A 25329-nucleotide genomic window follows, 5' to 3' on the forward strand; every position below is an offset into this window, starting at 1 on the left:
CGCAGGGCCAAGCCCGAATATTGAGCTATGTCACAGTCGATTGCTGCCAACCCAGACCGGCTCCTGCCCGCGGATCCAGGAACGCGCAGCATCGCGCGCGACCTCCTGCAGCGTGTCCAGGACCTCCCCATTATCTCCCCGCACGGCCACGTTGACGCCGCCGTCATCGAGCAAAATACTCCCTTCCCGGATCCGGCTGCCCTGCTCGTCAGCCCGGACCACTACGTCACGCGCCTGATCCACGCCAGCGGCGTCCCGCTGGACCGGTTGCGCGGTTCCAGCTCCTCGCAGCCTGACTCCCGCGGCGTCTGGCACGAATTCTGCAAGGCCTGGCCACTCTTCGACGGGACGGCCTCGGGCTACTGGCTGCGAACGCAGTTCGACAGCGTTTTCGGGCTGGAGCAGGAAATCAGCGCCGAGACCGCCGACGCCAGCTACGACGCCATATCCGCCAGGCTCCTCGAGCCCGGCTTCCGGCCACGCCAGCTGTTCAAGGACTTCAACATCGAGGTCCTGGCCACCACCGACGATCCGCTGGACACCCTGGACAGCCACAAGGCCATCGCCGATGACCCCACCTTCAGCGGCCGGGTCCTGCCGACCTTCCGCCCGGACGCATACCTGAACATCGCCCACCCCACCTGGTCTGAAAACGTTGACCGCCTGGTGGCCGCTGCCGGTGACGGCGGTTCGGGCTACAAGGGCTACATCACGGCCCTGGAGAACCGCCGCCGCCACTTCGTGGACCGCGGCGCGGTCTCCGCGGACCACGGTGTCCGCACGCCGGCAACGCTGAAACTGGACGACGCAGAAGCGCACAAGCTGTTCGAAAAGGCCCGCTCCGGCCAGGCAACCGCCCAGGACCGCGACGATTTCGAAGCGCACATGATGTACCAGATGGCCAGGATGTCCGTGCAGGACGGCCTGGTGATGACCATCCACCCGGGCTCGTACCGCAACCACCACGAGCCAACGTTCAACGCCTACGGCGCGGACACCGGCCACGACATCCCGTTCGCCATCAACTACACCGAAGCCATCAGGCCACTGCTGCAGGACTTCGGGACAGCCAAGGACTTCCACCTGGTGCTGTTCACCCTTGATGAGACCGTGTTCTCCCGCGAACTCGCACCGCTGGCAGGCTTCTACCCCGCGGTCTACCTTGGCGCGCCCTGGTGGTTCCTGGACGCTCCGGATGCCATGCTGCGCTTCCGTTCCGCCGTGACGGAGACTGCGGGCTTCTCGCGCTCTTCGGGCTTCATCGACGACACCAGGGCCTTCTGCTCCATCCCGGCACGCCACGATGCATCGCGCCGGATCGAAGCATCCTTCCTGGCCCGGCTCGTGGCCGAGCACCGGGTCAGCGAAGACCGCGCCCATGAACTGATCGTCGACATCGTCGACGGATCCCCGCGAAGGGTTTTCAAGCTATGACCGCCGAACAAGCCGGGCTTCCGCAGCTGAACCGGACCCTGTACCCGTCCCCCAAGCCCCCGGTGCGGATCGTGCACCTCGGACTGGGCGCCTTCCACCGGTCCCATCAGGCCTGGTACACCCACAAAGCCGGCGACGCCGCTGACTGGGGAATCGCTTCCTTCACCGGACGCCGCCCGGATGCAGCCCTTGCCCTTGCGGAGCAGGACGGCCTCTTCACCCTGGTCGAGCGAGCGGACAGCGGCGACTCGTTCACCGTCATCGGCAGCATCGCCGAAGCAGTGGACGGCGCGGACGTCAAGCGCCTCGCGGAGCTCGTTTCAGCGCCTGCCACCGCCGTCGTCACCCTGACCATCACCGAGGCGGCCTACCGTCTCGGAGTTGACGGGCAGCTTGACGCCGCAGCGCCCGACGTCGTCTCCGACCTTGCGCTCCTGGCGTCCGGCGGAGAGCCACTGACACCGCTGGGCCGGCTGGTCCTTGCCCTCGGGGCACGCCGTGCTGCCGGCGCGGGGTCCCTCGCCGTGGTCTGCTGCGACAACCTTTCGGACAACGGCACGGTGGCCCGCAACGCGGTGGCAGGCCTTGCCCGGTCATGGGACGCCGGCCTGGCGGACTGGATCGAGGCGAACATCAGCTTCGTCAGCACGTCGGTGGACCGCATCACGCCGCGCACCACGGACGCCGACATCGACGCCGTCGCCCGGGCCTGCGGCTACCGGGACAATTCGCCGGTGGTTGCCGAACCCTTCGCCAACTGGGTGCTCAGCGGCGACTTCCCCGCCGGGCGTCCTCGGTGGGAAGACGCCGGCGCGGTCTTCGTTGACCACATCGAGCCCTACGAAAACCGCAAACTGTGGCTGCTTAACGGCGCCCATTCCCTGCTGGCCTACGCTGGCCAGCTGCGCGGACACACCACAGTTGCACAGGCGCTCGCTGACCCTGTTTGCGTGGACGCCGTGGAACGCTTCTGGGACGAGGCTGAAGCCAACCTGTCCGGTGCCGGTGCGGGCGGTGCGGACCTGCAGATCCCTGCCTACCGCGCCGCGTTGCTGGATCGCTTCAGCAACGCCCGCATTGCGCACCACCTGGCACAGATTGCCATGGACGGCAGCACCAAGCTGCGGATGCGGGCCGTGCCGGTGATGTTGGCCGAACGCTCGCAGGGCAGGTCCGGTGCTGCGGCGGCACTCATGATTGCCGCCTGGATGGACTTCAGCGCTACGGCGGAGAATTTCCAGGATCCGCTGGCAACAGACGTGGCCGCCGCAAACCTCCTGGCCGGGACCCAGCGCGTCCAGGCATTGCTGGCGCTGGTGGATCCGGCCGCCGCTGCGGACACCGCCGTCGTCGGGTTGGTGGCGGGCCTGCTGGGTACTTTCGCTGCCGCAGCGCCGCGGCCGTAGCCGGCATTCTGCCAAGCGCTGCCTGGTCCTGATCGCGGACCGGGCAGCGCTTTTTCATGAAGTTTCAACAAAAATATTTGGCAACCGCTTGCCATTCCGTTGCCAAGTGATTACGATTACATACAACGGAAAAGACGTGGCGGCACTCGCCGGATGCGGCACAGCAGCCCCCGGTATCGCCAGGATTCACCGCTTCATGGCATTTCAATAGTTCGCCGGCCCTCAGGCAGGCAGCGGGTAAAGGAGCCCAAATTATGAAAAAGCTGAACAAGCTCAGCATCGTCGGCTATGGTGCCGGCGACGCCGCGAACAACCTTGCTTTCACCACCGCCACCATGTTCCTGCTCGTGTACTACACCGATGTGGCCGGGATTTCCGCCGCCGCAGCAGGAACCCTGCTCCTGGTGGTCAGGCTTTTCGACGCCTTCGCTGACGTTTTCGCCGGCCGGATTGTGGACCGCACCTTCAGCAAGCGGTTCGGCAAGTTCCGCCCGTTCATCATGTTCGGCTCCATCCCGCTGCTCCTCCTGAGCGTGGCCACGTTCTCCGTGCCGCAGCTGGGCGAGTCCGGAACGTTGCTCTACGCCTACGTCACCTACGCCGCCCTCGGCCTCGCGTACAGCCTGGTCAACATTCCCTACGGGTCACTGGCCGGAGCCATGACCCAGGATCCGGGCGAGCGCGCCAAGCTGGGCTCGGCCCGCATGGTCGGCGCACTCCTGGTGGGCTCCAGCCTGGGAATCTTCGTGGCCCCGCTGATCAAGCCGGGTGCTGACCTCCAGTCGACATTCACCACCATCACCCTGATCTTCGTAGTGATCGGTACGGCGCTCTACTTCTTCACGGCACTGACCGCCAAGGAACGCGTCCACCGCGACGTCCCCAAGGTGACGTTCAAACAGAGCATGGACACGCTCAAGACCAACAAGCCCCTGATGATGCTTTGCCTGAGTTCCTTCTTCTTCCTCACCGGCTACCTCGCCCTGACGTCCGTTCAGCTGTACTACCTGCGCGACGTCCTCGGCCGTCTGGACCTCTACCCCGTACTGTCCATCATCCAGCTCGCGCTCACCTTCGTCCTCGCCGCCTTCATGTCGCGGCTGGTCCGGAACCTCGGGAAAAAGCGGGTCTACATCTACTCCTCCTTCGTCTCCGTGGCCGGCGGCCTGATCATCTTCTTCGCCCCGGCCGGACAGGTCTGGATCGGCTTCAGCGGACTGGTCATCAGCCTCGTGGGCGTCCTTGCAGTGAATATCGTGGTGTGGGCCCTGGAAGCAGACACCGTTGAGTACGGCGAATGGAAGACCGGCGTCCGCACCGAAGGAATCACCTACGCGCTGTTCTCCTTCACCCGCAAGTCGGGCCAGGCCGTCGGCGGCGCACTCGCCGCCTATGCGCTTGCCCTCGGCGGCTACAAATCCGGAGCGGTCCAGACCGCCGACGCACTGTCCGCCATTCAGTTTGCCGCCGGGGCCATTCCCGCCGTCCTGACGATCCTTGCGGTATTGGTGATGTCCAAGTACAAGTTGACTGATGCCAAGCATGCGGAGATCCTCAGCGAGATCAAAGCACGCCGGACCACGCCGGCTGATGCGGGCGCCCCGGCGGACTCCAGCGGCAGCACCGTCGCTCCCCAAGCCCTGGCAACACACTCCAAGTAAGAGCACCTGACCTAAAGTCCTTGAAAGGATCTGCCGTGAAAATCATTGCCGCGGAAGTCTTCGTGACGAGCCCGTCCCGTAACTTCGTGACCCTGCGCATCACTACGGACGACGGGGTCACCGGCATCGGTGACGCCACGCTCAATGGCCGCGAACTCGCTGTCGCCGCATACCTCAAAGAGCATGTTGCCCAGTTGCTGATCGGCAAGGACCCGCACAAGATCGAAGACACGTGGCAGTTCCTGTACCGCAGCTCCTACTGGCGCCGCGGCCCCGTCACCATGGCGGCCATCGCCGCCGTCGACATGGCACTGTGGGACATCAAGGGCAAGATGGCCAACATGCCCGTCTACCAGCTGCTCGGCGGGGCATCCCGCAACGGCCTGCGCGCCTACGGCCACGCCTCGGGCGCGGACATCGAGTCGTTGTTCGACTCCGTCCGCGAGCACCTCGAGCTGGGCTACAAGTCAGTCCGCATCCAGACCGCCGTTCCCGGCATCAAGGCCGTCTACGGCGTTGCCGCCCAGGCCCAGGCCTCCGGGGAGCGCTATGACTACGAGCCCGCCGGCCGCGGCGCGTTCCCCGTGGAAGAGGACTGGGACACCCGTGCCTACCTGCGCCACCTGCCCACCGTCTTCGAGGCAGTGCGCAACGAATTCGGTCCTGAACTGCCCCTGCTGCACGACGGCCACCACCGCATGACCCCCATCCAGGCTGCCAAGCTCGGCAAGGCGCTGGAACCGTACGATCTGTTCTGGCTTGAGGACTGCACCCCGGCTGAAAACCAGGAGGCCCTGCGTCTGGTCCGCCAGCACACCACCACCCCGCTGGCCATCGGTGAAATCTTCAACACCGTGTACGACTACCAGACCATCATCAAGGAACAGCTGATCGACTACGTGCGCGCTGCCTCCACCCACTTCGGCGGCATCTCCCCGCTGAAGAAGGTCATGGATTTCGCCGCCCAGTACCAGATCAAGTCCGGCTTCCACGGCCCCACGGACATCTCCCCGGTGGGCTTCGCGGCCCAGCTGCACGTGGGCCTGGCCATCCACAACTACGGCATCCAGGAATACATGCAGCACTCGGACAAGACCAACGAGGTCTTCGAGCAGTCCATGACGTTTGTGGACGGCTACCTGCACCCGGGCGACAAGCCCGGCATCGGCGTCGAATTCAACGAGGAAGCCGCGGCGGCCTACCCGTACCAGCAGGCCTACCTGCCCTACAACCGCCTCGTTGACGGAACCGTCCATGACTGGTGAGGCACGCCCCGTGATCAGCAACCAACCATCAGCCGGGGAGGGAACCAAAGCCGGTTCCAAGGTCCGCCTCATTGTCATGGGCGTCTCAGGCTGCGGCAAGACCACCATCGGTGACCTCGTGGCCCGCGAACTCGGTGTCCCCTTCCTGGACGGCGATTCGCTGCACCCGGTGGAGAACGTCGCCAAGATGGCCGCCGGGACGCCGCTGACCGACGAGGACCGCTGGCCCTGGCTCGCCACGGTGGGCAGCGAACTCGCTGCCGCCGGAGACGGCGGCCTGGTCCTGGCATGCTCGGCGCTTCGCCGCAGCTACCGCGACGCCATCCGCGCCCAGGCGCCGGACACCATCTTCCTTCACCTGCATGGCAGCAAGGAAGTCCTCGGGTCACGGCTCGAGGGCCGGACCGGCCACTTCATGCCGGCAACGCTGCTCGAATCCCAGCTGGCAACCCTTGAACCGCTGGAATCTGACGAGGCAGGTGTGGTGGTGGACATCGCCGCTCCGGTGAATGATGTTGTGGCTGCGGCACTGGCCGGCATTGCTGCCGCCGTCGTGAAGGGCTCAGGCGGGCCCTCCGCCAGTGCCTCCGCCGGCACCCAGGGCCGCCAGTTCGACGTCGACCTCCAGGCCGCGCCGTTCAACCTCGATGAGGCCGCTGTCGAGTGGGTCAACAGCACCCTGGCGGGAATGACCCTCGAGGAAAAGATCGGGCAGCTGTTCATCAACCACAACAACGACTACTCCCCGGAGTACCTCGATGGTGTGCTGGAGAATTACCACGTGGGCGGCATGCGTTACCGTCCAGGGCCCTCGGCGGCCGTACAGGAACATATCCGTTACGCGCAGTCCAAGTCCAAGGTGCCGCTGCTGGTGGCGTCCAACCCGGAAATGGGTGGGGCTGGAAGCTGCGATGACGGCACGTTTGTCTCCACGCACCTGCAGGCAGGCTCGCACCCGGACAAATCCATCGCACGCCGGATGGGCCAGGTGGCCGGCGTCGAAACCGCTGCCCTGGGCTGCAACTGGGCCTTCGCCCCGATCGTGGACATCCACTACAACTGGCGGAACACGGTCATCTCCACCCGGGCGTTCGGCAACACCCCGCAGATCGTGGTGGAACGGGCCAAGGAGTACTTCGACGGCATCACCGAGTCGCCCACCGTGTGCGCCATGAAGCATTTCCCCGGCGACGGAATCGACGAGCGCGACCAGCACGTGGTCACGTCCTACAACACCCTCGGCTACGACGAGTGGAACCGGACCTACGGGCACGTGTACCGCGAGATGATCGGCCACGGCGTGCAGTCCATCATGATCGGGCACATCGGGGCGCCCGAGCTGTCCCGGCACTTCCGTCCGGGCCTGGCGGATGCGGACATCAAGCCCGCCACCCTGGCACCTGAACTGCTGCAGGATCTGCTGCGCGATGAGCTCGGCTTCAACGGGCTGATCCTGACCGATGCCTCGCAGATGATCGGCCTGACCCAGGCGATGAAGCGCAAGGACCTGGTCCCTGCCACCATCGCCGCCGGCTGCGACATGTTCCTGTTTTTCAGGAATCCTGCAGAGGACTTCGGGTACATGCTGGACGGCTACAAGTCCGGCGTCATCACCGAGCAGCGCCTGCACGATGCCCTGCGCCGCATCCTGGCGCTGAAGGCGAGCCTGGGCCTGCACCGCAAGGAACGCAGCGACCTGGTTCCTCCGGTGGAGGCGCTGGCCGCCATTGGCAGCGAAGCCCACCGGGCCATCGCCGCGGAGATTGCGGACAAGACCGTCACCCTGGTCAAGGACACCGCCCACAACCTGCCCATCACGCCGGAAACGCATCAGCGGATCCGCCTGTACGGCATCTCCGGCGGCTCGGACTTCACCCGGGCGGACCCGCTGGCCTACCTGGACACGGTCAAGGACGAGCTGGAAAAAGCCGGCTTCGAGGTACACGTGTTCAAGACTGCCGATCAGCGGGAAGCTGCGGGGGAGACGGGCGTGAACTTCATGTCCGTCATCTCCGAGGAGGCCACCGGCGATTACGCGGACAAGTATGACGCCGCGTTTGTCTTCGCCAACGTCAAGGGCTTCGCCCAGGAAGCGGCCATCCGGATCAAGTGGTCCACTCCGATGGCGGCAGAGATCCCCTGGTATGTAACCGAGGTTCCCACGGTGTTTGTCTCGCTGAACCAGCCCAACCACCTGATCGATGTGCCGATGGTCAAGACCGCCATCCACGCCCACGCAGGATCAGTGGAGGCCATCCGCGCCACCATCGAGAAGATCATGGGCAAGTCCGGGTTCCAGGGAACGTTCAACGAGAACGTCTTCTGCGATTCCTTCGACACCCGGCTGTAGCTTTCCCGCTACTGTTTGTCACTCACGCCCCGCATGCAAAATGGCGCTACGCAGATATGCGTAGCGCCATTGCGTTTCTGCGTCGCGTAGCGATTTCCGTAGCGCCGGTATCCTCCGCTGCGACCCCGGCGTAGCGTGGTTTCATGCAAAGGACCGGGTGCGCTGTTGTGGGTGGAGGCCCTGCGGGCATGATGCTGGGGCTCCTGTTGGCCCGGGCGGGCGTGCAGGTCACGGTCCTGGAAAAACACGGCGACTTCCTGCGGGATTTCCGCGGCGACACGGTGCACGCCTCCACCATCCGGCTGATTGACGAGCTGGGCCTGGGCGAGGCATTCCGCGGCCTTCCCCAGAGCAGGTTGAGCAACGTGGCCTTGCCCATCCCCGGCGCGGGGCTGGTGACGGTCGGTGATTTCGCGTCCTTGAAGCCGCCGTACAACTACATCGCCATGATGCCCCAGTGGGACTTCCTGAACTTCCTGGCCGGCGAGGCCGCACGCGAACCCAGCTTTACGCTGCTGATGGAACACGAAGCAACGTCCTTGATGTTCGACGGCGGACGCGTCACCGGTGTCCGCTACCGGACACGCGCCGGCGCGGAAGGTGCAGGTACGGCAGGGGAGCTGTACGCCGGCCTGGTGGTGGCGACGGACGGCAGGCATTCGGTCCTGCGGCGGGCCGCCGGCCTCCAACCGAAGGAGTACCCGGTGCCGTTCGATACCTGGTGGTTCAAGCTGCCGCGCCACGCTTCGGAGAAGGGGGCGTTGGCCGGCGTCGTGCCGGCCTTCCGGGAGCGTGAGGCGATGATTGCGCTGTTCCGGGACGACTACTACCAGATGGGTTACCTCGGCCCCAAAGGGCAGGACGAGCGGATCCGTTCAGAGGGGGTGCAGCGGTTCAGGGAGCGTGTTGCAGGGCTTCGTCCGGACCTGGCAGACCGCGTGGACTCGATCCGTTCCCTCGATGACCTTCACTGGCTGGATGTCCGGCTGGACCGGCTGCGGCGCTGGTACGTGGACGGGCTGTTGTGCATCGGCGATGCCGCCCACGCGATGTCCCCGGCGGGCGGTGTGGGCATCAATCTGGCCATCCAGGATGCCGTAGCAGCAGCGGCCACGCTGGCGCCTGCCCTGCTCCGGGGGCGGGTGACGGTGAAGGATCTTGCTGCCGTCCAGCGGCGGCGCCGGATGCCCACCGTTGTTGTCCAGACAGTCCAGCGGATCATGCACCGGGTGGTTTTCGTTCCGTTGTTCGAAGGAAAGCGGATCGAGGCGCCATCGGTCCTGGTGTTTGTGCTCCGGCATGTTCCGGTGGCTCGGCGGCTCCTGCCGCGGATGATCGCGTTCGGACCCAGACCCGAGCATGCGCCCGGTTTTGCCCGCCGCCCCGGCCGCACTCAGCCGCGTGAGGCAACGTAGTCGATCAGGCCCTTAACGGTGGTCACGGCGCTGTAGTCGCTTTCGGGAATGTCCACGCCGGTGGCTTCGTCGATGGTCTCCACGAGCCTGAGGAAATCCAGGGAATCCAGTTCGAGGTCCTGCCGCAGCCGGGACTGTTCATCCAGGCCGTCGAATTCCACATCCGGGGCAATCTGGCCGATGGCCGTGTGCACGGCCTGCCGTGCGTCCTGCTCGTTCATAGCTCCTCCGGTTTTTGCAGCAGTTCATCGATGCGGGCCAGGAAGCGGCCGCCGCGGAGACCGTCGCTGACCCTGTGGTCGGCGGACAGGGTTGCCGTGACCGCGGGCCGCACACCCAGCATGCCGTGATGCGCCCAGGGCTGCTCCACCACCTTGCCCAGCCCGACCATCGCCACCTGTGGCGGATAGATGACTCCGTAAACGGCCTCGACGCCGAGGTCGCCCAGGTTGGTGACCGTGATGGTGGGATCGGCCATTTCGGCGCGCTGCAGCCGCCCGGCCCGTGCCCGGCTGACCAGGTCGCGCAGCTGCCGCATCAGCACGTCCAGGGCCAGGGTGTCGGCGTCGTGGATGGCAGGGGCCACCAGGCCCCCGCGCCGCAGCGCCACCGCCACGCCCAGATGCACGGAACTGCTGGGCCGGAACACCCCGTCCGTGAAAAATCCGTTGACTTCCGGGACCTCCCGGGCGGCCACTGCCGTTGCCTTCAACAGCAGGGCAGAGGGCACCAGCCGTTGGGCCACCGGCCGCTGCACGTTGACCTGCTGCATCCATTCGACGGCGGCGCGCAGGTCCAGCGTGGTGCTCAGGTAATAGTGCGGGATGGACTTCTTTGACCGGCTCATCAGGGAGCCGATGGCCCGCCGGAGACTGGCCACGCGGTCCTGCGCCTCCGACGCCGGCGCCTCCTCCGCCTGCAGTTCGCCTTCGCGAGGGCGTGACTTCTCCGCCGTCGCCGTTTGCGGGGGCGGCTCCGGGGCCGGCACCGTTTCCGCCGGAGCCGGAGCGCCGGGGGCTTTCGGGGCCCGCTGGACGTCGACTTCCGTAACAGCCCCGTCCGGTCCCGTCCCCGCCACGGTGCCGATGTCGAGGCCGAGCTGGTCCGCCAGCCGCCGGGCCCGCGGTGAGGACCGCACCCGGCTTGTGCGGGGGACGGTATGAGCAGCGGGGGCCTCAAGACCCTCGGTAGTTTCAGGACCCTCGGTGGCCCCCGAGGCTGGCACTGGCGCGGCTGCCGGAATCGCGGCGGCACGGTCAGGCCGGCCCGCCGCGGCACGTTCGACGTCGGTTCGGGTGACCGCGCCGCCCTTGCCGGTCCCCTGGATCGCCGACGCATCCACGCCCAGCCGGTGGGCCAGATGCCGGACCGGGGGCGGGACCTGGGCCGCGGCTTCCGCCGTTGGCTTCGAGGGAGCGGGCGCGCCTGCCTCAACCGCCTTCGGACCCTGTGTGGACTGCGGGACCGCCGGCTGGCGTCCGCCCTGGCCGGTGCCGTCGTCGGGGGTCTGCGTGATCCGGGCGAGGGGAGTGCCGATGGGAACGGTGGCGCCGACGTCCACCAGCAGCTCAGCCACGACGCCCTCTTCAAAGGACTCTACGTCCATCACCGTCTTGTCCGTGTCCACAACGGCCACCACGTCGCCGCGGTGGATGTAATCTCCCGGCTTGACCAGCCACTCCACCATCTTGCCGTGCTCCATGTCCGCGCCAAGGGAGGGCATCCGGAACTCACCCACGCGCCCCGACCGCCTCCCGGACAGCAGCAACGATCCGTTCCGGCGTGGGCAGCGCAGCCAGTTCCAGGTGTTTGGCGTACGGAAGCGGAACCTCCGCGCTGCAGACCCGGCCCACGGGGGCGTCCAGGTCGAAGAAGGAATTTTCGGTGATCCGGGCGCTCAGTTCGGCGGAGATGCTGCCGCTGCGCCAGCCCTCGTCCACCACCACCGCACGGTGGGTCCTGGCCACGCTCGCCAGGATGGCCGCCTCGTCGAGCGGGCGCAGCACGCGCAAATCAAGTACCTCCGCGTCGATGCCTTCCTCTGCGAGCCGGGCGGCGGCGTCGAGCACTGTTGGCAGCGTTCCGCCGTAGGTGATGAGTGAGATGTCCTGGCCCGGCCGGCGGATGGCCGCCGTGCTGATGTCCACGGGACCGGCGTTCTCAGAGAGGTCTCCTGCCATGTTGTACAGGGTGCCGTGTTCGAAGATCAGCACCGGATCCGGGTCTTCCAAGGCCGTCCAGAGCATCCCCCGGGCATCCTCCAGGGTGGCCGGGGTGAGGATCCGCAGGCCCGGGATGTGGGCGTACCACCCCTCCAGGCTGTGCGAGTGCTGCGCTCCCAGCTGGCGTCCGGCGCCTGTGGTCATGCGGACCACGAGGGGCACGTTGAACTGGCCGCCGGACATGTGCAGCAGGGTGGCGGCATTGTTCACCAGCTGGTCCAGCGCGAGCAGGCTGAAATTGACGGTCATGATCTCGACAATGGGCCGCATCCCGCCCAATGCCGCTCCGATGCCGGCCCCCACGAAGCCGGATTCCGACAGGGGAGTGTCCCGGATCCGTTCCGGCCCGAACTCCTCGAACAGGCCAAGGCTCACGGCAAAGCATCCGCCGTACGCGCCAACGTCCTCTCCCATGAGGAATACCCGCCCGTCGCGCTGGAGGGCATCCCTGATGGCTGCCCGCATGGCTTCGCGGTAGGTGGTCTTCATCGCCGGCTCCGCTCGCTGTAGACGAACCGGGTCAGGTCCTCCACCGGCTCCGGTGTTCCTGCATCGGCGAATTCCACCGCGGCCTTCACCTCGGCCTCCACATCCTGCTGGATCGAGGTCCAGTCCTTTTCGGTCAGCTGCCCGGCGGCTTCCAACGTGTTCCTCAGGGTGTTGATCGGATCGCGCTCGATCCAGTGCGCGACCTCCGCTTTTTCCCGGTAGCGTTCGGGATCGAACATGGAGTGGGCCCGGAAACGGTAGGTCCTCAGTTCAAGGAAGTGGGGCCCGCCGCCGGCCCGGACGGCGTCCACCGCCCGCCGGGCGGTCTCTTCGACGGCGAGGACATCCATCCCGTCCGCGGACCACGAGGCCATCTCATAGCCGGCGGCCTTGAGGGCTATGTCGGTCTGCGACTCCGAGCGGGCCAGGGCCGTGCCCATGGCGTAGAGGTTGTTTTCGCAGCAGAACAGGACGGGCAGTTGCCACAGGGCGGCGAGATTCAGGCTTTCGTGGAATTCGCCTTCCGCCACGGCACCTTCGCCGAAGAAGCAGGCGGTCACCCGCGAGCGCCCGGACATCTTGTCGGCGAGCGCCAGGCCCACGGCCAACGGCAGGCCGCCCGCCACGATCGCGTTGCCGCCGTAGAAGCGCGTGGCGGCGTCGAACAGGTGCATGGAGCCGCCGCGGCCGCGGCAACAGCCTTCAACATAGCCGTACATTTCGGCCAGGATGGCCCCTGCGGACACGCCGCGCAGCAACGCGTGGCCGTGCTCCCGGTAGGTTGCCACCACGGCGTCCTCCGGTTCCAGGGTGCTCATCACCCCGGCGGCCACTGCTTCCTCGCCGATGTAGACATGCAGGAACCCGCGGATCTTGGCCGCGCTGTACAGCTCCACGCACTGCTCCTCAAGCCGCCGCACGCGCAGCATCTGATGGAGCAGGTGCCGTGCGTGGGCGCCGTCCGTTCCTGTAGCCCGTGCTGATGCGGCCCTCACGCGGGCGCTCCCGGGTGGCCGGCCTGAGGTGATTCGATCGTTGAGGTGTCACCCTCGGGCAGACCAAGTTCCCGGGCTTTCAAAAGCCGCCGGAGGATCTTGCCGCTGCGGGTCTTTGGCAACGCTCCGGTGAAGTCCAGCTCCCGGGGAGCCACGGCCGGGCCCAGCCGCTTACGGGCGAAACCGATGATGTCCAGCCTGAGCGCGTCAGAGGGTTCCCATCCGGTGCGCAGTTCCACGAACGCCTTGACCACTTCGCCGGCGACGGGATCCGGGACGCCTATCACCCCGGCCTCGGCCACTGCCTCGTGTTCCATCAGCGAGCTCTCCACCTCGAAAGGGCCGATCAGGTGCCCGGAGGACTTGATCACGTCGTCGCCTCTTCCCACAAACCAGAAGTACCCATCGGTGTCCTTCCTCGCGAGGTCCCCGGTCAGGTACCAGCCGCCGGCGAAACACCGCCGGTACCGCTCGTCCTCATTCAGGTAGCCCCGGAACATGGAGGGCCAGCCCGGCCGCAGGGCCAGTTCACCCACCGCATCAGGTTCGGTCAGCAGGGCAGCCTCGCCGTTCCTGACCACCGGCCTGCCGTCCGGGTCCCGGGCCACAATCGCGGCCTCGATACCGGGCAGTGGCCGGCCCATCGAGCCGGGCCGGATTTCCATGGCGGCGTAGTTCGAAATCATGATGCCGCCGGTTTCGGTCTGCCACCAGTTGTCGTGGATGGGATGGCCGAACGCTTCCTGGCCCCACACCACCACCTCGGGATTGAGCGGCTCGCCCACACTGGCCACGAACCGCAGGGCGGACAGGTCGTGCCCGGCGGTGCGGTCGGCACCGGCCTTCATCAGCATGCGCAGCGCTGTGGGGGCGGTGTACCAGACGGTCACGTGCTGCTCGGCGAGGATGCGGTACCACCTGTCCGCATCCATCTCCTCCTCGTCCACAATCGTGGTCACGCCGTGGGTGAGCGGAGCGATCACTCCATAGGACGTGCCGGTGACCCAGCCGGGATCCGCCGTGCACCAGTAAACATCGTCCGGGTGCAGGTCCAGGGCGAAGAAACCCGTGGCCCGGTGGGCGGTGACGGCGTCGTGCACATGGATGGCGCCTTTGGGAGTGCCGGTGGTGCCGCTGGTGAAGTGCAGCAGGGCCATTTCCTCGGCCCGGGTTGAGGCTGTTTCCAGCGGCTGGGCATCCTGCATCAGTTCGGCCAGGTCCAGCGTTCCGGGGTCCGGCCGGCCCTCGGCATCGATCAGCAGGACGTGCTCGAGTTCCGGGAGCTGGTCGCGGATCTGGGCGACCTTCCGCCGGTACAGTGCCCGCGTGGTGACCAGCGCCCGTCCCGATCCCAGCTGAAGCCGCTGACGGACAGGCTCGGGGCCGAACGCGGAGAACAACGGGCAGAAGACGCTGGCATTCTTCAGCGTGCCCAGCACGGCCACGTACAATTCGGGGCTGCGGCCCATCAGTGAAAAGATCCGTTCCCCGCGCCCGATTCCCAGACCGTGCAGGACACCGGCAAACCGTCCGGTCTGTTCCGCCAGGTCGGCGTAGGTCAACGAACGGGCCGTACCGTCAGCCCGGATAAAACGCAGGGCCTCGTGGTTGGACCGCTCGCCCGCTGCATGGCGGTCCACGGCCTCGTAGGCAATGTTGACACCGCCGCCGGGCAGTCCAGCAAGGGCCTGCCGCGCTTCATCCCAGGAGAACGCGGCCCGGCTGGCATCGTAATCCACCATGTTGGGGTGGACAGCGAGGCCGCGGAGGTTCTTCGGGATTGCGGGCCAGCGGGTCGAGGGAGCGGTTCCGGCCGTCATGAATCAATCGGACTCCAGGCCGGGGAAGCTGCATAGAGCAGAAAGTCCCCCGGCTAAACTGGACCCCATGACTTCCCCCAGTAACTCTGCAGTTGACGCTGCTGCCGCCCGTGCCCGCCTGCTCGAACTCATCAAGGAACTCGCCGTGGTCCGGGGCAAGGTTATTCTGTCCAGCGGAGCCGAGGCCGATTACTACATCGATCTCCGCCGCATCACGCTGCACCACGAAGCGTCCAGGCTGGTGGGTCAGGTCATGCTGTCGCTGGTCGACGACGCCGGGATCGACTTTGAGTGCGCCGGTGGCCTGACCATGGGGGCGGACCCCGTGGGAACCGCCGTGATGCACGCGGCCGTCGACGCAGGCCGCACTGTGGACGCGTTCGTGGTCCGTAAGGCCCAGAAGTCCTATGGCATGGGCCGCCAGGTGGAAGGACCCTCGGTGGAGGGACGCAAAATCCTGGTGCTTGAGGACACCTCCACCACCGGCGGCTCCGCGTTGACCGCCGTCGAAGGGGTCCGCAAGGCAGGCGGCAACGTGGTTGCCGTCGCCGTGATCGTGGACAGGGACACCGGAGCCAAGGAAAAAATCGAGGCAGAAACCGGTGTGCCGTACCTGTTCGCGTTCGGCAAGGACGAACTGGGCCTCGCCTGACCCGGCCGCCGGCCCGCACCACAAGGGACCGGTTCCGGTTGGACTGACGCAGGGGGCTGTCATAAAATTGGCCAACCCCATTTTTGCAGCCATTGGAGAACGCGCCATGCTCCCACCGGAACTACCCTTGAACACCACCGAACAGATCCAGAACCTGATTCTGGACAGTGCGGACTTTGAGCAGTTCCTGAACGAGCTGGCAAGATTCTCGGCGCACCAGGTGGCGGGCGACGGCGACGACGCCCTGTGCGGGATCACCCTCCTTCGCCACCGCAAGGCAGCCACCATCGGCTGGAGCAGCGATTCGGCCCGGGAAGTGGATGAAATCCAGTACTCACTGTCCCAGGGCCCTTGCCTCACGGCCGCCGAAGAGGAACGCGAAGTGAATGTCCCGGACCTCTTCGAGGAGGACCGGTGGGGGCCGGATTACGCCAATGCCGTGGCTGCCCACGGGCTGCGTTCGGTGCTGTCGCTGCCGTTCAACCTCCAGGGTGAAGCGAAGGCGGCCCTGAACCTTTATTCGGATGTCCCGCACAAATTCGATGAACGTGCCGCAGCCAAAGCCCGCGGCTATACCCGGGAGATTTCCCAGGCCCTGCGGCTTGCGGTCAGGTTCTCGCTGCATACTGACAGTGCAGCGAACCTGCGTGCCACGCTCGAGTCCCGGACCACCATCGACATTGCGGTGGGCATCGTGATGGCACAAAACCGCTGCAGCCAGGAAGCCGCAGTCCGGATCCTCACAGACGCCTCGAGCAACAGCAACACCAAGCTGCGTAATGTCGCAAAATCCCTGGTCGAGTCCGTGGGCGGCGCGGGAACCCGCACGCACTACCAGGGACCGGACGCAGTCCAGGCAGGCTGAAGCCGGCACGTGGCTTGTGCCAGGCCGCGTCCAAAGATAGGCTTGCTGAGGTTGAGCCGTCGGCCATAGACACCCTTAATTGGAGTACCTATGGACCGCAAATTACACGCCCTCGTGACGCGTGACGTTCTCACGGACACCGTCCGGATTGACATCCGGGGAAGCCTGAACGAGGAATCCCGCCCTTCCCTGGTCCGCCTTGTTGAGCGGGTCCGGAGCATGGGGATCCCCTCCCATATCCTGGTGGACCTGTCCCGCGCGGCCCTGGTGGAGTCAGCGGCCTTGGCTGGCCTGCGCAATGTCCTCAATAGCCTGGACGGGGCCGTAGCTCCCGCAAATGCCGGTGCCGGCGTCTCGCTGGTGCTCAGCGGCACGGCGGACGGGGCCTTTCCCGCCGCCGGCATCGGCGTGGAGTCACTCTTCCTTGCCGATGACCCCGCCCCCGACCCTGCCTCCGGCTTCGCCCACGGTCCCGCCGGTGCAACTGAGGCGGACACGCAGCCGCCCCTTGACGCCGTATTCGGGCCGCCCCTGTCCGAGTACTCGGATGATGAACTGTTTGCAGCCAGCGACTCCCTCTTTGCGCTGCTTGATACACCGGAGGCGTTCGGCGGTTCGGACCTGCTCGCCCGGTTCAACGATATCGGGGAGGAAATTTCCCGTCGGAAACTCCCCAGCGGACTGGACGGACCGGCCAGCGAGGCCTGCTACGACTGTGCGGGAGAGGGACAGGCCGCAAGCTGACCCCGTTTCCGTGTGGATGTTCGTCCGCTGAGCCTCCGCGTCCGCCCGGTTGACCGGCGTTTGTAGCCTGGAGTTGCAGCAGGGGCTTGCGCTGTGGCTACGGTAGATGTGTGCCGTACAGGGGGGAAGACCCGGAGGAACAACCTGAGCAGCCGGGACTTGACCACGCCCGGCTACTTGCGGGCGCCGCCTCGCTCAAGCGGTTCTCGCGCCGCGGGTTCTTCGCCGGCGCGGGGGCCTCAGCGCTTCTCGTCGCCGACATGTTGTTTACCCGCCGTGTCCAGGCGGAACGCCGGGTCAACAGGATACTGCAGGTTCCGGACGCCTTCGCGGACGCCTATTACCCGGACGCCAGCTGGTTTCTCTTTCCCGGCTACAAGACGAGCTGGGAAGAGGCGCAGTGGATCCTGAACGCCCTGCGCGGGGCGCTCAACAAGCGCGGCCGGCTCGCCGCCGTCGGCTATTCCAACCTCGGGCTGGACATCGACGAACTGGTCATCGCAGTGATCGAGCATGTCAGGGCCAACAAGCTCACCAAGCTCTTCTTCTACGGCCACAGCTTCGGCGGGATGGTGGCCACGCAAGTGGCCGCCCGGCTCCGCGAACTCCACGGGGTCGAAGTGGCGTTCATCGTGCTCGATTCCAGCCCTTACAGCAGATTCGACGTCCTGGACCAGAGCTGGTTCGACGGCGTCGTCTTCCTTTATGAGCACGGCTTCCGCGTGCCGTCCGTGGTGCGCGGCGGCTATGAACTGGGGGAGCGGGTCATCCACAAGGACGAACGCAGCTGGCCGCAGATCCTGGACCAGACGCTGGAGCAGTTATCGCCCATCGCGCCCTCGAGTGAGCTGATCCAGACGGAGTCTGCGTACATCTACCACTTCAATGGCAGCAGGTACGCAGAGCACCTGGGAAGCACCAAGATGGCTTACATCGGAAACCCCCGGGACCGAACAGTCAGCTACTCGACGGCGGTGGCGGCCTGGGCCCTCGTGTTCCGGACCAATATCGTCTCCACCCACCTCCAGACAGAGGGTGCCCTCCCGGCCCACGCCAGCCCGGGCTGGAATCCCACTATCTACCGCCCCATCCTGGAGCAGCTGCTCGACGAGTTCCTGCCATTGCCCCGCGGCGGGTCAAGAGTCTCCGTTTTCTAGATTTGGTTTTTCAGGTCAGCGACGGAGTTCAGTACCTGGTTGGGCCGGAACGGATAGGACGCAATATCCTCGCGCCGGGTGATGCCGGTCAGCACCAGGACGGTGTGCAGGCCCGCCTCCATGCCGGCGACGATGTCCGTGTCCATCCGGTCCCCGATCATGGCGGTGGTCTCGGAGTGCGCGTCGATCTGGTTCATGGCGGAACGGAACATCATGGGGTTGGGCTTGCCGACGATGTACGGCTCCCGGCCGGTGGCCTTGGTGATGAGGGCCGCGATGGCGCCCGTGGCCGGCATGGGGCCATCCTTGGACGGCCCGGTGGCATCCGGGTTCGTGGCAATGAAACGCGCCCCGGCCAGGATCAGGCGGATGGCCATGGTGATGGCCTCAAAGGAGTAGGTGCGGGTCTCGCCGAGCACCACAAAGTCCGGGTCCTGGTCGGTGAGGATGAAGCCGGCCTCGTGCAGCGCCGTCGTGAGCCCGGCCTCCCCGATCGTGTAGGCGCGGTTCCCGGACCCGGAACCCCGCACCTGGTCTTTGAGGAACTGTGCCGTTGCCAGCGCGGAGGTCCAGATGTTCTCTTCAGGGACCTCCAGGCCGGAGGCGCGCAGCCGGGCGGCCAGGTCACGCGGGGTGAAGATGGAATTGTTGGTCAGCACCAGGAATCGTTTGGAGGTGTCCACCCAGCGCTGGATCAGGTCTGCCGCGCCCGGGACCGGCTGGTTTTCGTGGACCAGCACTCCGTCCATGTCCGTCAGCCAGCATTCAATCTCCTGGCCGCTGCGGTAAACCGCGGGTGATCCCTTGACCTGGTCTGTCTCTGCCACGTTTACCTCCGGAAGATGTGCGGATACGTGGTCCAGTCTGTCATTCTTCGTGGCGCCGGAACACGCGGAAGGCACTTGTACTGATGGAGTCGCCCGCCGTCCTGGCTGTCCTGGCCCGTGCGCTGTACCGCTGTCGGCTAGGCTCATAGCTGGCACCAGAGTGCCCAGTTGCTGCGGATCGGGGGATGTCCGCGGCGGTTGTTGCGCCCGGCACGCGCCGGCCGGTCCCCGCCGTCGAAAATCACCGGGCACCGCGCGAACCGCAGGATGCCCGCCAGCACCTGAAGGGGACCGCCATGAACAGCAACTACAGCGCGCCACCGCCACCTCCGCCAAGGGAGCTGCGGAGGCAGCCCGCTGCCTCCGCAGCACAGCAGGAAGAACCTTTTCATCGTTCTCGGGGCCATCGCCGCCGTCGTGATTGTTGCCTGCGTGGCAGTGTTCGCCTGGGTGATCCCCACCTTCGCCAAAGCGCAGGCCGGGGACGCCCCGGCTCCCGCGGTTTCGTCGGAGGCAGCAGGGGAAAGCGCCGCTCCGGAAGAATCAGCGGCGCCGTCGGAGGATCCCGACGCTGACGATGTACCCGCTGGTGCTTTCCCCCTGCCGCCGGGCTGGGCCGATCTGCAGGGACCGGCGAACATCCCGGCCGAGGGCGACCCGCTCTTCAGCCGGTTTGTCACCGGGGAGTCATCGTTCCAGTACCTCGCCGCCTGGACGGGTGATGACACCTTCGGAATCACCACAGACCCCACCACCGGTGTTCCCATGCAACAGAAGGCGCAGGGCACCGAGGAGCGCGACGGGGACGGCATCGCCTTGGCCTACGCATTCTTCGCCGAGGCCGACGAGGGCAAGTATGGCAAGGAGCCCGCGAAGGTGCAGGCCGCCGTCAAGGAAATCGAAGCGAAGTTCAAGGCCATGCCCGCCGCTGAGATGCCGCAGCACCTGGTGGGCCACAAATGCACGGGCAGTTTCGAAACAACGGCGCCGGAAATCCGGGAGTTCCGCCGCACGGCGGCCGTTGTCATCGGGTTTACGTGCGTTAACGCCCGCGGCGAGACCATCCAGGCCGTGAACCTCTTCAGCGTGACGCCTTGGGGCACGCCGCAGATGGTGGGAGTCAGCGGCCACTCGACGTACTGGAACGAGCACCCGCAACTGCTGGAGCAGATCGCCAATTCATACCGCGCCAACCGCTGGAAGCTTCAAGGGTGACCCCGGCTAGAGTTGACGTGTGACTGACCAGCCCCAAATCCCGCCGCCCGTTTCGCCGCCCGAGGACGAATCCGCGCCAAAGCCGGAGGTCGGCGTCGGGCCCTGGGAGGGCGAGCCGCCGGCCGGCGGCCACTGGGATCCCGAGCTGCTGGCCGACGGCGACCGGCGCAATGTTGTTGACCAGTACCGCTACTGGAAGCATGACGCGATCGTGGCGGATCTTGATTCCAAGCGGCACAACTTCCACATCGCCATCGAAAACTGGCAGCACGACATGAACATCGGCACCGTGGTGCGCACCGCCAACGCCTTCCTCGCCAAGGAAGTCCACATCATCGGCCGACGGCGGTGGAACCGGCGCGGGGCGATGGTCACCGACCGCTACCAGCACGTCCGCTACCACCCCACGGTGGATGATTTTGTGACATGGGCGCAGGGGGAGGGGCTGGCCATCATCGGCATCGACATCTTCCCTGACTCCGTGCCGCTGGAAACCTACGAGCTGCCCAAGGACTGCGTCCTGGTCTTCGGCCAGGAGGGTCCGGGGCTGACCCCCGAGGTCCACGAGGCCGCCCTGGCCACCCTGTCCATCGAGCAGTTCGGCTCCACCCGCTCCATCAACGCCGCCTCCGCCGCGGCCATCGCCATGCACGCCTGGATCCGCCAGCACGTGTTCAACCAGCACGTCTGAGCAAGTATTACCGGCCCGCGTGACCGGAAACACGGCGCCGGGGCAGAACTGGCTAGGATGGTTCGTAGCCGACGAGGTTCACTCCAGGGCCTGCTCGGCCCGCAGACGAAATTCACTTTAGGAGTCAGCATGCCCATTGCAACCCCAGAGATCTACTCCGAGATGATCGACCGCGCAAAGGCGGGCGGCTTCGCGTTTCCGGCCGTTAACGTCACCTCCTCACAGACGCTGAACGCGGCCCTGCGCGGCTTCGCTGAGGCCGGGTCCGACGGCATCGTCCAGGTATCCACCGGCGGCGCGGCCTACTGGTCAGGCGCCTCCACCAAGGACATGGTGGCCGGCTCCCTGGGCTTCGCCGCGTTCGCCCGCGAAGTGGCCAAGAACTACAACGTCAACATCGCCCTGCACACGGACCACTGCCCCAAGGACAAGCTGGACGGCTTTGTCCTGCCGCTGCTGGCAGCCTCCGAAGCAGAGGTCAAGGCCGGCCGCGACCCGATCTTCAACTCCCACATGTGGGACGGTTCGCATGAGCCGCTGAACGAAAACCTGAGCACCGCCCGCGAGCTGCTGGAGCGCACCGCTGCCGCGAAGATGATCCTCGAGGTTGAGATCGGCATTGTCGGTGGCGAGGAAGACGGCGTCGAAAACGCCATCAACGACAAGCTGTACACCACCGTTGAAGACGCCCTGGCCACCATTGAAGCCCTCGGCACCGGCGAGAACGGCCGCTACATCACCGCTTTGACCTTCGGGAACGTGCACGGGGTGTACAAGCCCGGCGGCGTGAAGCTGCGCCCGGAAATCCTCAAGGACATCCAGGCCCAGGTGGGTGCCAAGCTCGGCAAGAACAGCCCGTTCGACCTCGTGTTCCACGGCGGCTCCGGCTCCTCGGACCAGGAAATCGCCGACGCCGTCTCCTACGGCGTGATCAAGATGAACATCGACACGGACACCCAGTACGCCTACACGCGTCCCGTGGTGGACCACATGTTCAAGAACTACGACGGCGTGCTCAAGGTGGACGGCGAAGTGGGCAACAAGAAGCTCTACGACCCGCGCGTCTGGGGCGCCTCCGCCGAAGCAGGCCTGGCCGCCCGCGTCGTGGAAGCGACCAAGCAGCTCGGTTCGGCCGGAAAGACGTTCTAGGAATGTCCGACGAGTTCCGCAGAAACCTGATGGGCCCTGAGCCCACGCTCCTGCCTGCCGAGACCGAGGTCTACCAGCAGCTGGAAGCGGGCCAGGAAGCCCTGGATCTCGTGGCCAAAAACCCGACGTCCTCCCTCCTGTGGGCCGTGCTGGCGGAAGAGGCGTGGGCCGAGGGCCGCGTCATCGATTCCTACGCCTACTCCCGCGTCGGCTACCACCGTGGCCTGGACTCGCTGCGCCGCAACGGCTGGCGCGGCACCGGGCCCATCCCGTGGGAGCACGAGCCCAACCGCGGCTTCCTGCGGGCGCTGTATTCGCTGGGCCGGGCCTCTTCGGCCATCGGTGAAGCGGAAGAGCCGGAGCGGATCGAGAAGTTCCTGAACGAATCCGACCCGGCGGCGAAGGCCGCCATCGAAGCGGCAGCCTGACAAGTACCACCCAAAGCAACGCGAGGTCACTTTCCGCCCAATAAACCAACGTTTTTGGGCCGGGAGTGACCCCGCGTTGTGGTTAGTAGTACAGCGGTTGTGGTTTAAAGTACGACGGCGGCCGGTCGCCTTTTCGAAAAAGGTGACCGGCCGCCGTCGTAGGTTGCCGTGGTTACGGGCGGGGGACTAGCTGGCCTTGGTCAGTCCGGTGCGGGCCATGGCGTCGGCGTAGGCGACGCGCATTTCCTCGAGGTACTGATCCTGCCGGGCGGGGGTTCCGGCGAAGGCGCGGCCGCTGAGGCTGCGGACCTTGTACGTCTTCAGGCCCCGGCGCCAGATCATGGGCACCTCGGTCTTAAGGAGCAGGTTGGCCAGCCGGTTGGCTTCGGTGCCGTGGGCGACGATCACCGAGGCGCGGGGCACCAGGGCTAGGAACTTGAGCAGGGGCTTGAGGCCGGAGGCAATCTGGTCCGGCGTGAACTTGCCGTTGGGCTCTCCGTCGGTGTGCCACGGGTGGACGTTCCACGGCATGACACACTCGGGGCGCAGGCCCAGCTTCCACTGGATTCCCAGCATGCGGGTGGTGGCGTCGTCGTCGCCCGCGGTGATGAAGCCCGAAGGGTCCGCCTCGCCGATGTTGGAGAAAAGGCTGATGATGCGGCACTCATCGACGTCGTGCATCGGGTCGACATAGGGGACCCGGGTGTGCGGCTTGACGCTCTGCAGTGAATCGCACAGCTCGTTGACTGCGGCAACATTTGGATCGTAACGGCGGTTCAGGAGCTGTTCGCGGAATGATTCGGGTGCCAGGGCTGTCATGAAGGGCAATGTCTCCTGCGGGGATCGGTGCTGCTGCCAATCCGGAAAATGGGCGCGCGGTGGGCACGCCAAGTCCGGGATGGTTTGAAATGTGTTGTGGACCGATTCCTGGTCGGTCTCTATCAGTTTAGCAAGCCCCGCAAAATGCAGGGTCCGTCCATGGCCTTCCCGTGATGGAAGGCACAGGACGGACCCTGCAGCCGGATCGAAAAACTACCAGAGACGCTTGGTGGCGCGGCGGGCGCCCTCGCCCAAGGCCTCCAGCTTGGCCCAGGCGATTTGCGGGTGGACGCGCCCGCCCAGCCCGCAGTCGGTGGAGGCGATGACATTCTCCCGGCCCACTACCTCGGCAAAACGGACAATCCGGTCCGCGACGAGGTCCGGGTGCTCCACCACGTTGGTGGCGTGTGACACCACGCCGGGAATAATCACTTTGCCCTCGGGAAGCCTCGTGTCCTCCCAGACCCGCCATTCGTGCTCGTGGCGGACGTTGCCGGCCTCAAAGGAGTACGCTCCGGCGTTGACCTGCAGCACCGAGCCGACAATGTCCCCGAACGGAATGTCGGTGGTGTGCGGGCCGTGCCAGGATCCCCAGCAGACGTGGAGGCGGATCTGTTCCTGGGGCAGGTCACGCAGGGCCCAGTTGGTGGCCTCGACCCGGAGCTGGATGAACTTGAGGTAGTCCTCCAACGTCGGCTCGGGGTTGATCTGGTCCCAGCTTTCGGCCAGGGAAGGGTCGTCGAGCTGCACTGTCAGGCCGGCGTCGATGATGGCCTTGTATTCCTCCCGCATCACGTCGGCGCAGGCGTAGAGCAGCTCCTCGTCGGACTTGTAGTACTCGTTGGCCACGCGGGCGCATGACCCGGGGGACAGCGACGCCACAAAACCCTGGTTGAGGCCTGCGGCGGCGAGGCCCTTCTTCAGGTTGGTGACATCGGAGTTCACCAAGTCCTGTCCGGTGTAGGTCAGGGGCCCGGTGATCTTCGGCTGGGAAACGCTCTTGCGGTGCGCCAGGATCCCCGAGGACGGATCGGTGTAGGCGTCGTTGAAAGCAAGCCTGTCGCGGCGGTCCGGAAAAGAGGTCAGCACAATGTGCCCGGGAGACGAGCGGTGCACCGTGGCGTCCTTCCACCGGTCCACATCTGTCGGTTCCAGGCCGCCGAGCCTCGCGAAGGAGTAGTTCCACCAGGCTCCGTAGTCGACCGAACTGGACATGGTGTGTCCGTATTCGCCGTCGTTGGGAACGTCCACTCCCACGTCTTTCTGCCGCTTGACGACCTCCGCCACCGACGATTCGAGCAGTGCCAGGAATTCCGGGGTAATGCCTTCGGTCTCCTTCGCGGCGTTGGCAGCGATGAGCTCCGGGGTGCGGGGCAAGGAACCTGCGTGGGTGACCTGGATGTGGTCCGAGTTCTGGGACATCGGGGGATTTTCCTTTCCATCGGTCCTGGCAGTAGCACCTGCGCGGGCAGAGTTGTCCCTGCTCATGCGCGGTTGCTGCGGCGTCAACGAGCCAGGTCTCTCGGCCGCTCCGGATGGGTACTCTCACTTAAGGCCATCTGTGGGGCCCGGGCAAGTCCGGGCCCGATTGTTTCGTGTGTGAACCCTGCCAGGCCGAACGAGTGGAGAAACCCGGGCATCGGCTAAACTTGGGTGGTAAGAGCCCCGAACTCTTGCGTGGCAGGGCGTCATAAACCGTTCCCGCCAGGCTGTTGCCTTCGGGGC

General features: G+C 66.0%; 22 protein-coding genes and 1 riboswitch. Of the genes, 14 read left to right on the forward strand and 8 right to left on the reverse strand.

Annotation, left to right across the window (positions count from 1 at the left end; genetic code table 11):
* Nucleotides 1-27 precede the first annotated feature (27 nt).
* The 6 genes from uxaC (at nucleotide 28) to ACS5PJ_RS13180 (ending at nucleotide 9531) form a co-directional block, all read left to right on the forward strand.
* Nucleotides 28-1434 carry a glucuronate isomerase gene (gene uxaC / locus ACS5PJ_RS13155; protein ID WP_439435323.1) on the forward strand — a complete coding sequence of 469 codons (1407 nt, stop codon included), beginning with the start codon at nucleotides 28-30 and terminating at the stop codon, nucleotides 1432-1434.
* Nucleotides 1431-2840 carry a mannitol dehydrogenase family protein gene (locus tag ACS5PJ_RS13160; protein WP_439435324.1) on the forward strand — a complete coding sequence of 470 codons (1410 nt, stop codon included), beginning with the start codon at nucleotides 1431-1433 and terminating at the stop codon, nucleotides 2838-2840. The genes uxaC and ACS5PJ_RS13160 overlap by 4 nt, the downstream gene beginning before the upstream one ends.
* 254 nt (nucleotides 2841-3094) lie before the next feature.
* Nucleotides 3095-4501 carry a glucuronide transporter gene (gene uidB, locus ACS5PJ_RS13165; protein WP_439435325.1) on the forward strand — a complete coding sequence of 469 codons (1407 nt, stop codon included), beginning with the start codon at nucleotides 3095-3097 and terminating at the stop codon, nucleotides 4499-4501.
* A gap of 35 nt (nucleotides 4502-4536) precedes the next feature.
* Nucleotides 4537-5766, forward strand: coding sequence for a D-mannonate dehydratase ManD (manD, locus tag ACS5PJ_RS13170; protein ID WP_108600586.1), 1230 nt, complete (start codon nucleotides 4537-4539; stop codon nucleotides 5764-5766).
* A gap of 76 nt (nucleotides 5767-5842) precedes the next feature.
* The gene (locus tag ACS5PJ_RS13175) at nucleotides 5843-8116 is read left to right on the forward strand and encodes a gluconokinase, GntK/IdnK-type (RefSeq protein WP_439435424.1); all 2274 of its coding nucleotides are present in this window, start codon (nucleotides 5843-5845) and stop codon (nucleotides 8114-8116) included.
* 143 nt (nucleotides 8117-8259) lie between these two features.
* Nucleotides 8260-9531: an FAD-dependent oxidoreductase gene (locus ACS5PJ_RS13180; protein ID WP_439435326.1), complete on the forward strand. Its 1272-nt coding sequence runs from the start codon at nucleotides 8260-8262 to the stop codon at nucleotides 9529-9531.
* On the opposite strand, the gene ACS5PJ_RS13185 is transcribed toward ACS5PJ_RS13180, so the two are convergent.
* Genes ACS5PJ_RS13185 through acsA form a run of 5 tightly spaced genes read right to left on the reverse strand, consistent with a single transcriptional unit; the run spans nucleotide 9510 to nucleotide 15057 of the window.
* The gene (locus ACS5PJ_RS13185) at nucleotides 9510-9752 is read right to left on the reverse strand and encodes an acyl carrier protein (protein WP_439435327.1); all 243 of its coding nucleotides are present in this window, start codon (nucleotides 9750-9752) and stop codon (nucleotides 9510-9512) included. The genes ACS5PJ_RS13180 and ACS5PJ_RS13185 overlap by 22 nt on opposite strands.
* Entirely contained in the window at nucleotides 9749-11269 is a 1521-nt protein-coding gene (locus ACS5PJ_RS13190; RefSeq protein WP_439435328.1) for a dihydrolipoamide acetyltransferase family protein, read from the reverse strand. The genes ACS5PJ_RS13185 and ACS5PJ_RS13190 overlap by 4 nt, the downstream gene beginning before the upstream one ends.
* Nucleotides 11262-12242, reverse strand: coding sequence for an alpha-ketoacid dehydrogenase subunit beta (locus ACS5PJ_RS13195; RefSeq protein ID WP_439435329.1), 981 nt, complete (start codon nucleotides 12240-12242; stop codon nucleotides 11262-11264). The genes ACS5PJ_RS13190 and ACS5PJ_RS13195 overlap by 8 nt, the downstream gene beginning before the upstream one ends.
* A complete protein-coding gene (gene pdhA, locus ACS5PJ_RS13200; RefSeq protein WP_439435330.1) occupies nucleotides 12239-13237 on the reverse strand; it encodes a pyruvate dehydrogenase (acetyl-transferring) E1 component subunit alpha in 999 nt (332 codons plus the stop codon). Before pdhA ends, ACS5PJ_RS13195 begins: the two co-directional genes overlap by 4 nt.
* Complete coding sequence (gene acsA, locus ACS5PJ_RS13205) at nucleotides 13234-15057, reverse strand: acetate--CoA ligase (protein WP_439435331.1); 1824 nt, start codon at nucleotides 15055-15057, stop codon at nucleotides 13234-13236. Before acsA ends, pdhA begins: the two co-directional genes overlap by 4 nt.
* 67 nt (nucleotides 15058-15124) lie before the next feature.
* Here acsA and pyrE point away from each other — a divergent pair, with 67 nt between their 5' ends.
* From pyrE to ACS5PJ_RS13225, 4 genes are all read left to right on the forward strand, one after another.
* Nucleotides 15125-15709 (forward strand): orotate phosphoribosyltransferase, encoded by a 585-nt coding sequence (gene pyrE / locus ACS5PJ_RS13210; protein ID WP_439435332.1) that lies wholly within the window; start codon nucleotides 15125-15127, stop codon nucleotides 15707-15709.
* A 106-nt stretch (nucleotides 15710-15815) separates the two neighbouring features.
* Nucleotides 15816-16574, forward strand: coding sequence for a GAF and ANTAR domain-containing protein (locus ACS5PJ_RS13215; RefSeq protein WP_439435333.1), 759 nt, complete (start codon nucleotides 15816-15818; stop codon nucleotides 16572-16574).
* 90 nt (nucleotides 16575-16664) lie between these two features.
* The gene (locus tag ACS5PJ_RS13220) at nucleotides 16665-17318 is read left to right on the forward strand and encodes a hypothetical protein (protein ID WP_439435334.1); all 654 of its coding nucleotides are present in this window, start codon (nucleotides 16665-16667) and stop codon (nucleotides 17316-17318) included.
* 110 nt (nucleotides 17319-17428) lie between these two features.
* Nucleotides 17429-18475: a thioesterase domain-containing protein gene (locus ACS5PJ_RS13225; protein WP_439435335.1), complete on the forward strand. Its 1047-nt coding sequence runs from the start codon at nucleotides 17429-17431 to the stop codon at nucleotides 18473-18475.
* Here ACS5PJ_RS13225 and ACS5PJ_RS13230 read toward each other — a convergent pair.
* The gene (locus ACS5PJ_RS13230; protein WP_439435336.1) at nucleotides 18472-19302 is read right to left on the reverse strand and encodes an HAD-IIA family hydrolase; all 831 of its coding nucleotides are present in this window, start codon (nucleotides 19300-19302) and stop codon (nucleotides 18472-18474) included. The genes ACS5PJ_RS13225 and ACS5PJ_RS13230 overlap by 4 nt on opposite strands.
* Before the next feature lie 432 nt (nucleotides 19303-19734).
* Between ACS5PJ_RS13230 and ACS5PJ_RS13235 the strand changes: the two genes are divergently transcribed.
* From ACS5PJ_RS13235 to ACS5PJ_RS13250, 4 genes are all read left to right on the forward strand, one after another.
* Nucleotides 19735-20517 (forward strand): hypothetical protein, encoded by a 783-nt coding sequence (locus tag ACS5PJ_RS13235; RefSeq protein ID WP_439435337.1) that lies wholly within the window; start codon nucleotides 19735-19737, stop codon nucleotides 20515-20517.
* Nucleotides 20518-20536: 19 nt separating this feature from the next.
* Nucleotides 20537-21208, forward strand: a complete 672-nt coding sequence (locus tag ACS5PJ_RS13240) for a TrmH family RNA methyltransferase (protein WP_439435338.1) — start codon at nucleotides 20537-20539, stop codon at nucleotides 21206-21208.
* 129 nt (nucleotides 21209-21337) lie between these two features.
* The gene (gene fbaA, locus ACS5PJ_RS13245) at nucleotides 21338-22357 is read left to right on the forward strand and encodes a class II fructose-bisphosphate aldolase (protein ID WP_439435339.1); all 1020 of its coding nucleotides are present in this window, start codon (nucleotides 21338-21340) and stop codon (nucleotides 22355-22357) included.
* A gap of 2 nt (nucleotides 22358-22359) precedes the next feature.
* Entirely contained in the window at nucleotides 22360-22785 is a 426-nt protein-coding gene (locus ACS5PJ_RS13250) for a DUF3151 domain-containing protein (protein ID WP_439435340.1), read from the forward strand.
* Nucleotides 22786-22971: 186 nt separating this feature from the next.
* Here ACS5PJ_RS13250 and ACS5PJ_RS13255 read toward each other — a convergent pair whose 3' ends face one another.
* Nucleotides 22972-23604 carry a uracil-DNA glycosylase family protein gene (locus ACS5PJ_RS13255; protein WP_439435341.1) on the reverse strand — a complete coding sequence of 211 codons (633 nt, stop codon included), beginning with the start codon at nucleotides 23602-23604 and terminating at the stop codon, nucleotides 22972-22974.
* Between the two features lie 213 nt (nucleotides 23605-23817).
* Nucleotides 23818-25026 carry a cobalamin-independent methionine synthase II family protein gene (locus ACS5PJ_RS13260; RefSeq protein WP_439435342.1) on the reverse strand — a complete coding sequence of 403 codons (1209 nt, stop codon included), beginning with the start codon at nucleotides 25024-25026 and terminating at the stop codon, nucleotides 23818-23820.
* 13 nt (nucleotides 25027-25039) lie between these two features.
* Nucleotides 25040-25146: riboswitch (SAM riboswitch) on the reverse strand.
* Nucleotides 25147-25329: the final 183 nt, after the last annotated feature.

Origin of the sequence: Pseudarthrobacter cremeus (assembly GCF_051857465.1) — a bacterium.
In the GTDB taxonomy this organism is placed as follows: Bacteria; Actinomycetota; Actinomycetes; order Actinomycetales; family Micrococcaceae; genus Arthrobacter.

Excerpts from the sequence above, each read along its gene's own strand:
- uxaC (WP_439435323.1), top strand. The coding sequence starts at position 28 with ATGTCACAGTCGATTGCTGCCAACCCAGACCGGCTCCTGCCCGCGGAT.
- ACS5PJ_RS13160 (WP_439435324.1), top strand. The coding sequence starts at position 1,431 with ATGACCGCCGAACAAGCCGGGCTTCCGCAGCTGAACCGGACCCTGTAC.
- uidB (WP_439435325.1), top strand. The coding sequence starts at position 3,095 with ATGAAAAAGCTGAACAAGCTCAGCATCGTCGGCTATGGTGCCGGCGAC.
- ACS5PJ_RS13175 (WP_439435424.1), top strand. The coding sequence starts at position 5,843 with ATGGGCGTCTCAGGCTGCGGCAAGACCACCATCGGTGACCTCGTGGCC.
- ACS5PJ_RS13180 (WP_439435326.1), top strand. The coding sequence starts at position 8,260 with ATGCAAAGGACCGGGTGCGCTGTTGTGGGTGGAGGCCCTGCGGGCATG.
- ACS5PJ_RS13185 (WP_439435327.1), bottom strand. The coding sequence starts at position 9,752 with ATGAACGAGCAGGACGCACGGCAGGCCGTGCACACGGCCATCGGCCAG.
- ACS5PJ_RS13195 (WP_439435329.1), bottom strand. The coding sequence starts at position 12,242 with ATGAAGACCACCTACCGCGAAGCCATGCGGGCAGCCATCAGGGATGCC.
- acsA (WP_439435331.1), bottom strand. The coding sequence starts at position 15,057 with ATGACGGCCGGAACCGCTCCCTCGACCCGCTGGCCCGCAATCCCGAAG.
- pyrE (WP_439435332.1), top strand. The coding sequence starts at position 15,125 with ATGACTTCCCCCAGTAACTCTGCAGTTGACGCTGCTGCCGCCCGTGCC.
- ACS5PJ_RS13215 (WP_439435333.1), top strand. The coding sequence starts at position 15,816 with ATGCTCCCACCGGAACTACCCTTGAACACCACCGAACAGATCCAGAAC.
- ACS5PJ_RS13220 (WP_439435334.1), top strand. The coding sequence starts at position 16,665 with ATGGACCGCAAATTACACGCCCTCGTGACGCGTGACGTTCTCACGGAC.
- fbaA (WP_439435339.1), top strand. The coding sequence starts at position 21,338 with ATGCCCATTGCAACCCCAGAGATCTACTCCGAGATGATCGACCGCGCA.
- ACS5PJ_RS13250 (WP_439435340.1), top strand. The coding sequence starts at position 22,360 with ATGTCCGACGAGTTCCGCAGAAACCTGATGGGCCCTGAGCCCACGCTC.
- ACS5PJ_RS13255 (WP_439435341.1), bottom strand. The coding sequence starts at position 23,604 with ATGACAGCCCTGGCACCCGAATCATTCCGCGAACAGCTCCTGAACCGC.
- ACS5PJ_RS13260 (WP_439435342.1), bottom strand. The coding sequence starts at position 25,026 with ATGTCCCAGAACTCGGACCACATCCAGGTCACCCACGCAGGTTCCTTG.